The sequence below is a fragment of the Amycolatopsis sp. NPDC102522 genome, assembly GCF_055584485.1.
The window spans coordinates 490494-505227 of the sequence record NZ_JBVJLY010000004.1 but is presented as its reverse complement, the minus strand read 5'-3'; the positions used below and the strand labels follow the sequence as shown (position 1 = coordinate 505227).

Sequence of the window (14734 nt, the reverse complement as noted above, 5' to 3'; positions counted from 1 at the left end):
GGATGCTGGGGTGCCTGATCATGGGCACCGGGCGGGGTGCCAGGTGCCCATGATCAGCGGGAGCCGTCGGCGGTCCGGGAGGCGGGCGCTGCGCTCGCCACCGTGGTGTCCGCGTCCACGATGTCCGCCGGTGTGGTGGTGTCGGTATCGGCGGCGAGGTCCGTGTCGTCGGGGCGGGCGCGGCGGGGGAACAGCGGTGAGATGAGCAGGAACAGTCCGATGACGATCGTTTGGACTACGAGGGCGTCGCGGAAGCTTTCGGTGGGCTGGGTGACGTCGGCGAAGAACACGGTGCTGAACACCGCGACACCGACCGAGCCGCCGATCGCCTGGACGGCGGACAGGACGCCGGAGGCGGAGCCGACCTCGTCGTCGTCGACGGCGCCGAGCACGGTGTTGAACACCGCGGCGATCACGATGCCCGCACCGATGCCAGCGACGGCGCTGCCAGGCAAGATCTGCCAGATCGTGAAGCCTGTGGTGTCGGCCAGAGCGATCCACAGCCAGGCGACACCGGCGAACTGGACGATGGCCCCGGCTTGCAGGACGGCCCTGCCGAGTTTGGCGGCGAGCAATCCCCCGCTGATCCCGCCGCCAACGGCGGTTCCCAGCGCGACCGGCAGATTGCCCAGCCCGGCCTCCCCTGCGGTGAAACCCTGACCCATCTGCAGGAAGAACGTCAGCACCAGCTGGGTGCCGATCAGGCCGCCGAAGAACAGCGCGACCGCGGCCAGCCCGACGGTGAACGCGGGTTTGCCGAACAGGGCGGGGGTGACCAGCGGGTCGCGGTCCAGGCGCACGACACGGCGTTGCCACAGTGCGAATCCGACGTAGCCGAGCGCGGCGGCGGACAGCGAAAGCCAAGTCCACAACGGCCATCCTGCGGCCTGCCCCTCGTTGAGCGGCAGGACCAGCAGCGCGGACGCGGCGGCGACGAGCGCCGCGCCGACGATGTCCACGCGCAGAGTCCGGACCCCGGCGCCGCGGGGCACCAGCCGCCAGGCCAACGCCAGTGCGACGAGACCGACCGGGACGTTGACCAGAAACACCAGCCGCCAGCCGAGGCCGAACACATCCCAGTCGACCAGCGCACCACCCAATACCGGGCCCAGCACACCGCCGAGTCCCAGCACCGGCCCGAAAATCGCGAGGGCCTTGGTGAGATCACGGGGCGTCAGGTTGTCGCGCAGGATGCCGAGGCCCTGCGGCAGCATCATCGCCCCCGCCACGCCCTGGACCAGGCGGAAGGCGATCAACAGTCCGACACTCGGCGCGACCGCACACAGCAGCGACGCGAGGGTGAAGGCCACGAGCCCGAACAGGAACATCGGACGGCGGCCGAAGCGGTCACCGAGCCGCCCGCCCAGCACGAGGCCCGCGCCGAGCGTCAGGGCGTAGCCGCCGATCACCCACTGCAAGCCGACCGGACTCGAACCCAGGGACCGCTCGAGCGACGGGCCCGCCACGTTGACGATCGTCGAGTCGATCAGATCCATCAACTCGACGACAAGCACGGTGGCCAGCAGCGACCACACCGCCCGCAGCGATATCTTCTTCTCGGGTATAGACATGATTTTCTCCAGATTCTGGTGGTAGCGCCCGTTTCCAGGCGCGTTCGCACGCCGGAGGACATCCGTGCGGAACGAACGCCCCCCGGTGGCATGTGTGGCGGCTTGCCTGCCGCGGCGAGAAAAGTCAGCGCTTGGGGAAGGAGTCCGCTGTGTCCGTGTAGATCTGCACGACTCCGGTCAAGAAGGCCTCCACGACATCCCGGTCGCGGGGGGCCAGCGCTTCGACGAGGCCCTCCACGCCGCGCAGCAGCGGACGCAGGTGACCGAAGAGCCGGTCCGCCGACTCCGCGACCGGCTCGACCATCACCTTGCGGCGATCGGTGGGATGCGGACGGCGGACGATGTGCCCGGCCTTCTCCAGCCGGTCCACGACGTGCGTGCTCGCCGCGGTCGAGACCCGCAGCCTGTCCGCGAGCTCCTTGGCGGTCAACGGGCCGTCGGTGGTGAGGTGCTCCATTGCCGCCAGATCCGTGGCGTTGATCCCCAGAGCCCCGCTTAGGCGCTGCTCGATCACCCGCGTCAACGTCCCCACCTCTTGCAGGCGTTCCATCACCGCGTTGCCCACGCCAGGGGACTCGACCGTCCGCCGACCAGGCAGGTGGTCCGGCCCGGCGGCGGGCGTCGTGTCGGCGCGACGAGAGCCGCGAGCAGAGGAAGTCATGACCAGTAGACTACTAGATAAGTCACTAACTAGCTTAGTGAGTTTGTGAGATGGTTGCCACCAGGCCCAGGTCTTCCCCCGCAGCGGGGTCGCCTCCTACCGTCTGGTCCTCATGACGACAAGCAACACGGCCGGGCTCACCCCGGCCGGCCCTCAGATCTGGCCCACCCTGCGATGCCGTGACCTTCGCACTTTGATCGACTTCTACGAAACGGCATTCGGTTTCAAGGTCGGGGTCGCCTATCCCGACCACACCGGGCAACTCGTTCACGCCGAACTCGCCGGCCCCCGCGGCGGCGGCATCATGCTGGGCTTGGACGGCAACGACTACGTCGATCCACGACAGCGGATGCCCGTGGCGCCGGTTCGGTGCTACGTCGTCGAACCCGACCCCGACGCGCTCTTCGCCCGCGCCGTCGCCGCCGGAGCCGACGTGGTCCGCGAGCCCTACGACACGCCTCACGGGACCCGCGACTGCGAACTCCAAGACCCCGAAGGAAACCGTTGGCTCTTCGGCACCTCACCCGGCGAGCTATCCACCTCCTGAAGCAACCTCCGGACCCCTTCGGTCCCGCCACCCACAAGGTCAGGGAGGTTCGACCGGTGAGCTCAGTGCACAACTGGTCGACCACCCGCCCGAACAGCAGCGCCGGCCTCCGCATACCCGCCGAACGTGGCCCGGTTGAGCCAGCGCGGCAGCGGCTGCGGAACGTCCTGGCCAGGCCGGAGAACTCGCTCGTCGGCACATACATCGGCACCGGGAGCGCGAGCACGGCGGGAACACTGAGCTTCTCGGCCACGTACTGCCCGTCAATCACGTGTCCGATGTGGACGACAACGTCGACATCGGACAGCACCCGTCGCGACCGGCAGCCGCTGGGCCAGCCCTAGTGTCGCGTGTCGTTGATAGGTTTACGTCTGGGTGGGTTGGAGAATGGGGTCATGTATGTGGCTCAGGCGTTGCGGCTTCGCGATGGTGATCGGGCTCGGTTGGAGGCGTTGACGCGTGCGTCGACGGCGCCGGCTGGGGTGGTGGCGCGGGCCAGGATCGTGTTGCTGGCCGCGGACGGGGTGGCGAACACCGAGATCGCGGAGCGGACACGGAGCAGCAGGCCGACGGTGATCAAATGGCGTGACCGGTACGCCGAGGCGGGTATTGACGCGCTGGTGGACTTGCCTCGTCCTGGACGTCAGCGTGAGATCGACGAGGTTGCCGTGCTGGCGGAAACGTTGGCGGACAAGGGGAAGCCGCCGCCGGAGTTGGGTGTGACGCACTGGTCGTCCCGGCTGATGGCCACACGGTTGGGGATTTCCTTCGCCAGCGTCGCCCGGATCTGGCGGAAGTGGAACATCCAGCCACACCGGGTTGAGACATTCAAGTTCTCCACCGATCCCGAACTGGAACCCACACTCCGCGATGTGGTCGGTCTCTATCTGGACCCACCCCGGGGTGCGGTGGTGGTCAGCGTCGATGAAAAGAGTCAGATCCAAGCACTGGACCGCACCCAGCCGATGCTGCCGCTGCGACCGGGGCTCCCCGCCCGGCAGACCCACGACTATGTCCGGCACGGCACCACCACCCTGTTCGCCGCGCTGGAGGTCGCGACCGGCAGGATCAGCGCCGACGCCTGCTACCCACGGCACACCAACGAAGAGTTCCTGGCCTTCCTCAAGCAGGTCGCCAAAGCCCACCCGAGGGTCACACTGCACGTCATCTGCGACAACTACGGCACACACAGTCACGACAACGTGAACGCCTGGCTCGCCAAACACTCGCGGATCACCTTGCACTTCACCCCGACCAGCTGCTCCTGGCTCAACATGGTCGAGATCTTCTTCGGCATCATCACCCGTCAAGCCATCCGCCGCGGCAGCTTCCTCAACGTCCAGGATCTCGAAGACGCCATCCGCACCTTTATCGACGCCTACAACGACCGCGCCAAACCCTTCACCTGGACCAAAACCGCCGACGAACTCATCACCAAGATCACACGTAAAAAGATCTCAGACACACGACACTAGAAGTCCAGCTTCGGCAGGTGAGGGCGTGAGCAGGAGAGTTGTCAGAAGGCACTTGAGTCGGCGCGTGCCCGAGCACCAAGGGCGTACGGCGCAGGCCCATCGTGTCGAATGTGCAGCGGTAACGTCGGCGTGCTCGACGGCGACTCACTGCAACGGTGCGGCAATCGGCTCGCCGACCGATGCAGTCGGTCGCTGCGGCTGCGACAAGCCGCACAGGAGGGTGAACGCGGTGGACAAGAAGCCCCGTAGCGATACGAATGAGCGTGCATGGACTGTTGCGATCTTCGCCTTGCTGGTTGCCGTAGATCTAGTCCTCGTTGCCAGGTTGTTTTGGCAGCCGAATACAGAGACGACCGTCGCTGTCGTGATCCTGACTCTTGGCGCGGCGATCGCACCCAGAACCTTTGATTTGGAAAAATTCTCCGCCTCTCACAAAGGCATCGAAGCGGAACTCCGGGCGAAGGTCCGACAGCATGATGAAACCATTCAACGACAAGGAGAGGAGATAGATGAAATAAGCAATCGCCTCACACACCTGATGACCCTGTCGATGCCCAGTTCAATGTTGAAAAACCTCAACAAATTAGACAGCACCGAGAGATTCGAATACAATCGCAGCCATGGTCTTATGCGAGAACTCGAGCATCTACTCAACTTGGGCTACGTCGAGATCAGTAACATCAAGGACATCCCCGACAATGGGGATGATCTGCGGGACTTTGTGCGAGTGAAGCAAGCTGGGCGCGACTTCTTAGCCCTTCGGAACCTTGTGGAACACTCCCGACAATAAACCCGCGCACAACTCTTCGCCCACCCAGTGACCAGGTCTTGCATCGCCAGTTCCGCTTCCTGTCACAGCTCGGCCCATCGGCGTTCGATCGAGTGTTCAGCACCGCTCGGCGGTAGGAACCATCGGCCAATGACGACGTTACCGGCGCTGAGCTTGACCCGTAGGCGCAACGGGCACAGCCAGGCGCTCCGGCCGTACCCGTGATGAACTCTTCCGGCAGAGCGCCCGAGATTTCGAGACCCCTCAAACCCACCGACGTCGGTGCGTAACAGTTGTGTAGTGATCGAGACGAACACTGGCGGGCCGATCGATCGGACACGACGACGTGCCCGACGACGACTGAGCGCTCGCTGAAACTCGAGAACGAGAGGCCGATCCGCCAGCTGAATCCGGGCTTTTCCCCCTCAGGACTGGACTGACGCCCTCCCCGCCATCCTGGCCGACATCACCCGCCGCATTCTCCCGCCACGACGACACCGCACCTGCCCACGCGCCGTGAAACGCTTACGCCACAACGCATACCGCGCCAAGAAACGCACCGAACCCGCCAGCACCCGCCACCCCGGCCCACCCACGATCATGCTGCGTGGACTCACCCACACAGCATGATCAACTTAAGCTACATGGCATTGCCTCCAGGGGTTTGTCCCCGAGAACCTCGGCCGCGGCCACCCGGCGGCGTTCGTCTTTGACCCAGACACTCAACATGCCCGGATCGATTCCCAGCTCACGGGCGACCTCGGAGATCGTGCGGCCGGAATCGATCACACGATGGGCAGCCTCGACCTTGTACTCGGCCGTGTACGAACGACGCTTGCGAGGAGGCATGAGGACATCCTTTCAACAGGACGACTAGTCCTGCTAACTCGGTGTCCACTACCCGGGGTGAACCTCACCTTCCTGAGACTGCTCGCCGTGAGGTCGCGGAGGAATCCGGCATCACTGAGATCACCGTGGGCCGAAAGTTGTTGTCAGTGGCCAGTCGGAATCCCCCGTGGACGGCCACCCGCGGACGGCCAGTTCGATTCCCCGCTGGCGGCCAGTTGAACTGTCGGTGATCGCAGCGGGGAGCGTCGGCCGGCCCTGGAGCACGGAGATCCGTCAGTTGACAAGGTCAGGAACCACCGTATCGCCAGCGATAGGACCACCTTGCGGCTCGGCATCGTTGTCGCACTACCCGGCCGCTAACCTCGACGGAGTGACCGAACGTTTCCAGCAAGCCATGAGTCTCATGCGCAAACCCGCCCCACAGGACAAAGAAGACGGCTTTGAGCTTCTACTTCCCCACGCGGCGGAACACCTCGATCAGCTCATCGCCGAGTTCGATCAAGAGCAGGCCGATCTCCACAACGACGACGAATGGCTGCGATCCTGGGCTGTGAGCGGCCTGGAGCTGCTCGATACCGAACCGGCGCGGGACGAACTGGCGAAAGCTCGAGCCAACGGTCTCATCGACTGACCCTTCCCGACATGAACGCCCTCTCGAGCCGCCGAGCGGCGTTCAGGAACGCAACGGCGACTCAACGAACCGCGTAACAACCAGTTCCACATCTGCGCTGGTGTCGGTGCTCCCACGACTGGCGACATGGTGACTCCTCGGCCTTGGGTAACCGACAGATCGAAGCCACTCCAGTCGACGCGCGGGCAGCTCTCCACGGGCTACGGCCACGTCTGTCGAGAGCCACGCTACGTAACCGGGCGCACGGCCAAATAACTCCCCGCTAACTGGCCGCCAGCGGGGAGTTCAAACGGGCCACCAACAAAAGTTGTGGACCCGGGAAAGCCGCTTCACCTACTGCGGCAAGGATCACCACCGTCTCGATCACGTCTTCCTCGTCACGGTCGCCGACACCCGGCCCATGGGCTCGGCACTCCGTCTTCGACGCCCCGGCGGCCCTCGCCAGAGTCTGGCCAGGACTGTCGGGAGGGGGAGTCAGATCGCGGTGAGCGCCGGCGTGCTCGCCGCGCTGTGCCGCGAGGTCGGCGGTTCTGTTCGCTACGCCGAACACGCGCTACCGCTGGTTCACCCGTCTCCCCGGGCTGCCGCATCGCGAGAGGTCGGCGGTCCCGCGGTCCGCGCGTGCACGAACACACCTCGAGCCTGCTGCCTTACTCGCCGCTCGTGAGCCGGGAGCGCGGAACAGTGGTTCACCCTTCGAGTACCGGAGACCGGGATCGAGACGACAGGCCCCACAGCGCCTTTCACTGTCAAGGGAAGGCAACGGCTTCCGCGCGAACTGCCGCGGTAGCGGGGCCTGCCGCCTCCGATCCCGCAGCAGCGGGGTCCGGTATCGACGAGGCGTCAATCGGGCATGACGTCGATCGAGATCGCGGCGCGCGCTCGCTTCTCCAGTTCGTCCAGGTCGCCAGGCGTGGGCGCGTCGATGAAGAAGCTGACGGACCGGTCATCGGAACTGGCCAGTGGCACCAGTTTCGTTCCCCGTGGCTGGTGTACCAGCACCGCGCGCAGGGTCGGGGCGTCGTCCGGGTCGCCGGGCAGGATGTCCGGCCACACGCCGCTGGCGCCGATCCACACAGGTTCGACGTCCGGCCACTCGACGGTGACGTCGGCCAGCTTCCCGGGCACATGCTCGAGGTAGACCTGCCGGGCGTAGCGGGTCGGCCGCGGGTACGAGGCACGCTCGCCGAGGGCGATGCGAATGATCTCCGGTTCCAGCGGAGCGCCGGTGGCCAGGTGGTAAAGCACCAGAAGACCGTCACCGGGAGTGCGGCCGGCGATCTCCATCAGACGGGGCACCCCGTCCTGCCCGACGCGCCATTCGGAGTGCGCTATGCCGTCGGCGAACGCCAAGGTGCCGAGCAGTGCCCGGTTCGCGTCGAGGACGGTATCGCGGACGTCGTCGTCGGCGGCGGGAACGCTGTGCGCGAGTTCGACGAACGTCCGGGCGTGCGAGTCGGTGGTTTCCTTGCCGGTGACCGACGCGAAGATCACTTCTCCTCCCTGTACGAGGCTTTCCACCGAGTACTCGGGGCCGTCGACCTTGTCCTCGACCAAAACGACTTCATGGCCGGGATACTCGGCGAGGCGGCGGCGCAGCTCTTCTTCCCCGTGCACGGTCTCGACTCCGGAACTCGACGCGCGACCCGCTGGTTTGACCACCGCCGGGTAGGTGACCCCGGACAGATTCGCGGTTTCCCGGTCTCCCGCGGGGATGGTCAGTGACGGCGGGCTGAGCTCGGGGGCGTACCAGCGTTGCAGGAACTTGCTGCGGCAGGCGCGGCTGGCGCGCAGGCCGGGTGACGGGACGCCGAGCGCGTCACAGAGCAGTCCGGTCGGCTCGGCCAGGTAGTCCCCGACGGCGTAGGCGCCCACGATGTCGTACTTGGCCCGCCACGCGGTGGCCTGTGCGATCGCACCGGCGAGAAAGGCGCCCTGCACGGTGAAATCACCCGAAACGTAGCCGATCTCGGTGATCTGCGAGGCAGGGTTGCCCGGGTCGCCGATCGCGGCGGTCGCCTGGTCGCGGTAGGACTCGGCGGTGATCACCAGGACCCGCAGGTCGCGCCGGGTCACCTCGTCGAGATAGAGCGGGTTGCGCCGGATCACCGGGAACGAGCCGGTGAGGATGACGGCGCCGGGCTTACCGGTCCGCTGGGTCATGCTGCCTCCTCTGGTCGGTCTCAGCTGTCGGTACCGGCGATGCGGATCGGAAGGCCCCAGGAGGCGAGTTTCTCGATCCACTGCCCGGCGGTGGCCGGGTCGGGGGCGCCCTGGACGAGCCCCGCCGGCAGAGCACCGTCGAGTAGTTCGCCGATGCCGAGGGCGAGCGGAACGGAAACGCACCGGGCCATGGCACTGGCACCGGGCTCACCGATGAGGTCCAGCGAATACCGGCCGGACCAGGTTCGGCCGTCCTCGCCGCGGACGGACAGTTCGACCGCGAGCACCACCCGGTCCCGGTCTTGGGCACCTGTCGGGTAGCGGGTGGCGAGTTCCCCCGCGAGCTCGGTGATCCGGTCGGGGTCGCCCTCACGCAGCTCGGTGAACACCTTCTCCCAGGCGTCGAGCCAGCCGTTCAGGCGGAGGGTTCCACGCACGAACGTGTCCAGCTGCCAGCTCTCCGGCACCCCGTACTGGCGGATGTAAGGCAGGCTGTCCCGATTCGGGTACACCTCGAATCGTTCCCCGTCGAGATCGAGCGGCCGCGCTACCTCCCACGGATGGTCCGCGACAAGCTTGTCGCCCGCCTCGACGTAGTGCGCCGGTGTGAGCAGGGCGGTCAGCACACCGCGGGGTGCCCAGCTGAACCGGTACCGGAAGTCGTTGGGCTCGGCGGGCACGCCGCCGCAGTAGGAGGTGAACGCGGCGGTGGCTCTCGTGCCCGGTCCCAGTGCCCGTGCCGCCCGCTCGACCAGGACGTCGGCGAAGAGGTGATCGATTCCCGGATCCAGCCCGATTTCGGTGAGCACTGTGAGCCCGGCCGCGGCCGCCTCCTCGGCACCGTTCCGGATCTCGTCGGAGGCGTAGCTGCTGCAGGCGAAGTGCGCCCCGTTGTCCAGGCAGAGACGCAGCAGCCGCGGATGTTCGGTGCCCGGCAGCATCGAGACGACGACGTCTCCTTCGGTGACCGCCGCGGCCAGTGCTTCCGGGGTGAAGCGCCGGGGTTCACCTGCGGCTCCCAGACGAGCGAGGCAGGCGGCCGCTTTGGCTTCGGTGCGGCCCCAGAGCAAAACGCGGGTTCGCTCGGCGAGGGCGGTGAGACCGGGCCCGGTGGACAGGCCGGTGCCGACCCAGTGCACGGTCGGGGTGTCAGGCATGGTCTTCCTTCCGATGGAGGTCATGGGAAGTGCAGGCCGCGGTGAACGCGGCTTCGGCGCGGCGCCAGACGCCGGAATCGCCGAGGACGGCCAGATGCGGCGCCAGGTCCGCGGCGAAGTCCACGGTCGCTTCGCGGGGAAGCAGCGACGGCAGGTTGTCGATCGCGATCACGTCGAGTCCGTCCAGCCGGAGCACCGGGTCCTGCCAGGTGGTGGTCCGGTCGTAGATCGGCAGGGCGTGGCACGGCGATCCGACGTCGCAGGTGACGTCGGCGACCACGGACAGCCGCCGGGGGTGCCGGAGCGTCTCGGCGGTCAAGAACGGCGAGATGGCCCCCGTGGCGAGGACCGCGTTGACGAGGATGTCGTGGTCGAGCAAGGTCGCGACGTCGAGGTTTCCGGTCTCCGCGAGATCCCATCGGGTCACGTCCGCGCCCGCCGCGACGAGCGCGTCCCCTGCCCCGCTCCCGCATCGGCCGAGGGCTCCGATGACCAAGGCCCGCAAGGGTTCCCCGTCCGCGGCCAGAGCCTTGTCAAGGTCTCCGCGGGTGGTCGGCGTCAAGGGTTCGACGAGGCCACCGCGGTGACGCAGGACGGCGAGCGCGGCGCCGACGTAGCCTGCCCAGTATCCGAAAGCGGCGACCCGGCGACCTCGCTCGTCGACGAGGCTTTCCAGATCCAGCAGCGTTCCGCCGCCCTCGGCGAACCTGCGCAGCAGATTCGCCGCTCCCGGCTGGTTCTTGTAGGCGTGCCCGAAGAAGATGTGCCGGTGCCGCAAAAGGTCGGGCCGGTCGGGCAATTCCTTCAGGCCCACCACGTGCACGTCTTCCGGGGCGTCCGGCCAGCTGCCCGGCGGGATCAGCGCACAGCCCGCGGCCGCGTACTCCTCGTCGCCGAACACGCGCCGTGATGAGCGCTCCACGCTGATGGCGATGCCCTCGCGGAGCAGCTTCCCGGCCGTTTCCGGGGACAGCGGCGCGCGCCGCTCGGTCGGCCGGGACTCTTCGCGCATCAGCAACGTCAACTCGGTCATAACACCAGCTCCGCACTGTCGTCTTCGGTGGATGCGGCCACCGCGACGTCACGAAGCAACGGCTGTTCGAGGAAGTAGGCGAAGGAGGCGTACCCACGCCAGATCCGGTGCCACTCCCCCGCCAGAGCCGCTTCGCCGCTGGTGCGCCGCACCCGATCCAGGTAGGCGACGATGATATCGGCGGCCTGTTTGGCATGCCCCGCGGAGAAGTTGTCGATGGTCAGGTGCGCCTGTTCGTAGCAGTCGTCGAAACCGTGGTGACGCAGCTTCTGGATCTCGTGCAGCCGCATCTCGCCGGAGCCGAACATCTCGATCGCCAGGTTGTAGCCGAGGATCTCGTTGTAGAACCGGTCGGGGAACAGGCACATCGACAGCTGCTGCAACGCGAAGCCGTACATGTCGTCGGGCAGCTCGTCCTGGTCGGCGAACTCCTCGGTGCGGATGTGCGGCAGGTCCCTGCCCTGGCTGACCATCGCGCGGCGGGTCAGGGTGAGGTGGTTCTTGCGCAGGTCCCCGTTGCCCATCTCGTCGGCGTGGATGCGGAACAACATGCCGTCGCTTTCGCGTTCCCGGCGGCCCAACCTGCCGACGCGGTGCAGCCAGGCGCCGTCGATCAGGTAGGTCAGCTGGTAGGTGCTCTGCCGGAACAGCACTTCGTCCACGTCCGGGACCTCGCGCAGCGGCTCGTACGGGTCCACCAGCTTTTCCCAGTAGATCTTCTCCGCCCGCGCGTAGAGCGCGTCAGCGTCGTACTCGAAGAAACTCGCGTCGGTGTAGCGGCCGCCCGCGCCGTGTTCGAACAGCACCCGCGCGTCGGCGAAACAGCGCTCCGCGCGCTCGATGGCCACCGGCAGCGTGTTGGCGTGGTTCTCGATATTGACCAGCCGGAAGAAAAGGTCGCGTTCGTCGGCGGGCGGCGAGTCGTCGAACACCACGTCGCCGGGAGCGGCCGCGGCGAACGCGCCCGACCAGCGGGCGGCGAGTTCGTCGCCGACCGTGGTGAGGCGCACGGTGATCGGCGGCCGGTCACCCTTGTGCACGGTGGCGGCCCATTCGGCTAGCACCGCGGCTTCGGCTTCGTCGAAGATGCCGAACATCGGCCCGCCGAACCGGATCGCGGCGAGGAACCAGCAGTCGCCGTCGTCGCGCTCCGCCAGATACGGCGACTCCCGGAACTCGGTGAGGAACGCGGCGAGCAGGTCGGGGTCCGCGCCGCCGGCGGCGCGGCCGAATCCGGCGAACACGTCCACCAGCTGCCGATCGCCCAGCGAGACCCGGCCGTGCTGCCGTCCGGCCAGCGGCGCGTGCCGGGAGATCACCTCGGCGGCCCGCGACTCCAGCGTCTGAGTACGACGGAACTCGGCGAGTTCGGTGAGCAACCGCACGTGCTCGCGTTCACACGACAGTGTCAGCGCGACAGCGGCCAGCACCCGCTCGCGGTCGTCCGGGCTCGCATGGGCGGCGTATTCGGCGAGCAGGTCGTCGAGATCGCCCGCCGGGATCGGCGGCAGGGTGCCCAGCAGCAGGTCGTCGACACCGAGGCGATGGAAGGCGTGGTGCAGGCCGACGACCTCGGGCAGGAAGTTGCCCGGCAGCACCGCGAGCGACAGCGGGAGACAGGCGAGCAGGATCGTCGCGGGGCGGGCATCCGCGCGGTCGAGGAAATCGGCGGCGGCGACGTCCGGTAGCGCCGCCCCCGCGTCTTCCAACGCCCGCGCCCGGCGGTGCTGCGCGGATTCGAGCGGTTCGCCGCCCCCGGCCAGAGCGAAGTGATGGGCGAACAAACGGTTCACCACGACGGCGGGCTGCGTGGCGGGCTGGGAGACGGCGTCGAGCCAGCAGCCATCGAGCAGAGCGATCACCCCGCGCTGGCGGAGCAGGTCGGCACGGATCCCCGGTTCGGCGGCGGAGAGGGATTCCAGCGCGGGGGCCAGCTCGGCGCGGGCTTGGTCGATCAGCCCGCGGACCGTACCGGGCAGGTCGTCGACCGGTTCGCGAGCGTGGTCGAGGAAAGCGTGCAGGAGACGACGGGCGAGGAGCAGAGTCGCTTCGGATTCGCGTTCCTGCAGAAGCGCGCGGAACATCTCGCGCGGGCCGGCGGCGATGATCGCGTCGACGGCGCTGCCGGTGCCGGGCGTGAAGCGGAACGGCCGGTACGGCAGGGAAGTCGTGGTGTCGTCGGGGACGAGAGTCGGCTCAACGGCCATCGATCGCTCCTTCCGGTGTGCGCACCAGGACCCCGATCCGGGAGCCGGGCACGCTGGAGGCCAGCAGGTAGTGCCCGCCGGGGCGGATGCGGCCCGCCGCTTCGCGGTCGGCGAGATTGATCAGCGGGTCGGCGGCGAAGCAGTGTCCGACGCGGCTGATGTTCGTCGTGTCGAGCTGGCCGGGACGGAAACCGGCTTGCCGCTCCTTCATCACCAGCAGCGGCAGGTAGATGTTGCTGTGCAGCAGGGCGTCCAGCTCCCCGACGTCGATCCCCCGCGCACCGAGGAGTCGCTGGTTGACCCGTTTGGCGAGGTCGGAGCTGATCTCGGACGACCAGTCCAGCGACGCCGTCTCCTGGGCGGACGAGCATCCGAGGACTTCGTAGGCGCCACTGTCGGCGTCGACGAGGCAGGCGGCGCCGCCGTCGCTGAACAGCGCGTAACCGGTGATCCGCGTGTCTTCGTCGAACACCCGGTCCGCCGTGACGACGAGGACGCGCCGGAACCGCCCGGCGGCGACCAGAGCGGTGGCGACGTCCAAACCGGACAGCAGGTTGACGCACCGGCCCATGCTCGTGCCGTAGACGGGGATGTCACCGAGGCCGAGCCGGGTCAGCACGCCCCGGATGAAGGTGCCGTGTCCTTCCGGCGGTCCCGGCATGTAGGTCGAGCAGAGCACCAGGGCCTCGACCGTTTCCGGGTCGGTTCCACCGGCGTGCAGTGCTTCCGTGCCCGCGTCGACGGCGAGATCGTCGAGTCCGCGTTCGGTGCGGAACACGCTCCCCCAGCCCCACAAAGCGGGTTCGAGGGCAAGCCCGTACTGCTCCGCTTTGGTCTCCAGGCCGGGCAGGTCCGCGTGGTCGATCTCCTGCTCGCCGAGTACGTAGCGAGGTTCGCCGAGGAAGACCGGCATCAGATCACCTCCACGTGTGTCACGGATTCGGCGTGCGCGCTCAGCACCGACACGACCGGGCCCGGGTCGGGATCGAAGTAGAAATGACCACCGGGGACGCGGACGTGCTCCGGTGGCCCGGCGCATTCGATGTCCCACGGCGCGATCTGCGCGGAGCCGACATGCGGATCCTCGGTGCCGACGATGATCGAGACACCGATCTCCAGCGGTGGCGCCGTCCGGTAGCGATAGCCCACGGCCAGGTCGAAATCGGCTTTGAGGCCGGGAAGCAGCAGAGCCAGGACGTCCTCGTCCGCGACGGCGTCGGGTGGGAACTGGCCGAAGAACACCAGAGCCTCGGCGAATTCGGCGCCGTCCAGCCCGGCGATGCCGCGCACCCGCTCCGAAGGCAGCAGCGAGGGGGCGGAGATGCCGGACGCGATCAGATGACCGACGGCGGGAACTTCCCGTAGCCTGCGAGCGACTTCGAAGGCCAGCAACCCGCCGAAACTGTGGCCGAACAGCTGCGCCGGTCGCGGATCCCGCTCGACTTCACGGGCGATCGCCTCGGCGATCCGATCGGCGAGTTCGTCGAACACGAGGAGCGGTTCGTGCGCGCGGTGCGCCTTGCCCGGAGGACAGACCGCGACGACGTCGGCGTGGCCGTCGAGCAGCGGCTGCCAGTCGAGGTAGGTACGCGGGTCTCCACCGGCGTAGGGGAAGCAGAAGACTCTGGCGGGGCGATCACCGCCGCGGGCGAGGAACCAGTCGGGCACCGG

General features: G+C 67.6%; 13 protein-coding genes. 4 read left to right on the top strand and 9 right to left on the bottom strand.

Features of this window, described 5'->3' with window-relative positions:
- Positions 1–53 precede the first annotated feature (53 nt).
- Both ACZ6YV_RS15105 and ACZ6YV_RS15100 read right to left on the bottom strand, forming a co-directional pair.
- The gene (locus ACZ6YV_RS15105; protein ID WP_465510142.1) at positions 54–1571 is read right to left on the bottom strand and encodes an MFS transporter; all 1518 of its coding nucleotides are present in this window, start codon (positions 1569–1571) and stop codon (positions 54–56) included.
- Between the two features lie 124 nt (positions 1572–1695).
- Positions 1696–2232, bottom strand: a complete 537-nt coding sequence (locus ACZ6YV_RS15100) for a MarR family winged helix-turn-helix transcriptional regulator (RefSeq protein ID WP_465510141.1) — start codon at positions 2230–2232, stop codon at positions 1696–1698.
- 112 nt (positions 2233–2344) lie between these two features.
- Between ACZ6YV_RS15100 and ACZ6YV_RS15095 the strand changes: the two genes are divergently transcribed.
- From ACZ6YV_RS15095 to ACZ6YV_RS15085, 3 genes are all read left to right on the top strand, one after another.
- Positions 2345–2779 carry a VOC family protein gene (locus ACZ6YV_RS15095; protein WP_465510140.1) on the top strand — a complete coding sequence of 145 codons (435 nt, stop codon included), beginning with the start codon at positions 2345–2347 and terminating at the stop codon, positions 2777–2779.
- Between the two features lie 395 nt (positions 2780–3174).
- Complete coding sequence (locus ACZ6YV_RS15090) at positions 3175–4254, top strand: IS630 family transposase (protein ID WP_465510195.1); 1080 nt, start codon at positions 3175–3177, stop codon at positions 4252–4254.
- Between the two features lie 229 nt (positions 4255–4483).
- On the top strand, positions 4484–5044 hold the full coding sequence (locus tag ACZ6YV_RS15085; protein WP_465510139.1) for a hypothetical protein: 561 nt from the start codon (positions 4484–4486) through the stop codon (positions 5042–5044).
- Positions 5045–5653: 609 nt separating this feature from the next.
- On the opposite strand, the gene ACZ6YV_RS15080 is transcribed toward ACZ6YV_RS15085, so the two are convergent.
- The gene (locus tag ACZ6YV_RS15080; RefSeq protein WP_465510138.1) at positions 5654–5872 is read right to left on the bottom strand and encodes a transposase; all 219 of its coding nucleotides are present in this window, start codon (positions 5870–5872) and stop codon (positions 5654–5656) included.
- Between the two features lie 370 nt (positions 5873–6242).
- Between ACZ6YV_RS15080 and ACZ6YV_RS15075 the strand changes: the two genes are divergently transcribed.
- A complete protein-coding gene (locus tag ACZ6YV_RS15075) occupies positions 6243–6503 on the top strand; it encodes a hypothetical protein (RefSeq protein WP_465510137.1) in 261 nt (86 codons plus the stop codon).
- Between the two features lie 843 nt (positions 6504–7346).
- Here the strand turns inward: ACZ6YV_RS15075 and ACZ6YV_RS15070 are convergent.
- Genes ACZ6YV_RS15070 through ACZ6YV_RS15045 form a run of 6 tightly spaced genes read right to left on the bottom strand, consistent with a single transcriptional unit; the run spans position 7347 to position 14731 of the window.
- Positions 7347–8666, bottom strand: coding sequence for an ATP-grasp domain-containing protein (locus ACZ6YV_RS15070; RefSeq protein WP_465510136.1), 1320 nt, complete (start codon positions 8664–8666; stop codon positions 7347–7349).
- 20 nt (positions 8667–8686) lie between these two features.
- Positions 8687–9823: a saccharopine dehydrogenase family protein gene (locus tag ACZ6YV_RS15065; RefSeq protein ID WP_465510135.1), complete on the bottom strand. Its 1137-nt coding sequence runs from the start codon at positions 9821–9823 to the stop codon at positions 8687–8689.
- On the bottom strand, positions 9816–10856 hold the full coding sequence (locus tag ACZ6YV_RS15060) for a saccharopine dehydrogenase (protein WP_465510134.1): 1041 nt from the start codon (positions 10854–10856) through the stop codon (positions 9816–9818). The genes ACZ6YV_RS15065 and ACZ6YV_RS15060 overlap by 8 nt, the downstream gene beginning before the upstream one ends.
- Positions 10853–13063, bottom strand: a complete 2211-nt coding sequence (locus ACZ6YV_RS15055) for an iron-containing redox enzyme family protein (protein ID WP_465510133.1) — start codon at positions 13061–13063, stop codon at positions 10853–10855. The genes ACZ6YV_RS15060 and ACZ6YV_RS15055 overlap by 4 nt, the downstream gene beginning before the upstream one ends.
- A complete protein-coding gene (locus ACZ6YV_RS15050) occupies positions 13053–13976 on the bottom strand; it encodes a beta-ketoacyl-[acyl-carrier-protein] synthase family protein (protein ID WP_465510132.1) in 924 nt (307 codons plus the stop codon). The genes ACZ6YV_RS15055 and ACZ6YV_RS15050 overlap by 11 nt, the downstream gene beginning before the upstream one ends.
- The gene (locus tag ACZ6YV_RS15045; protein WP_465510131.1) at positions 13976–14731 is read right to left on the bottom strand and encodes a thioesterase II family protein; all 756 of its coding nucleotides are present in this window, start codon (positions 14729–14731) and stop codon (positions 13976–13978) included. Before ACZ6YV_RS15045 ends, ACZ6YV_RS15050 begins: the two co-directional genes overlap by 1 nt.
- Positions 14732–14734 lie beyond the last annotated feature (3 nt).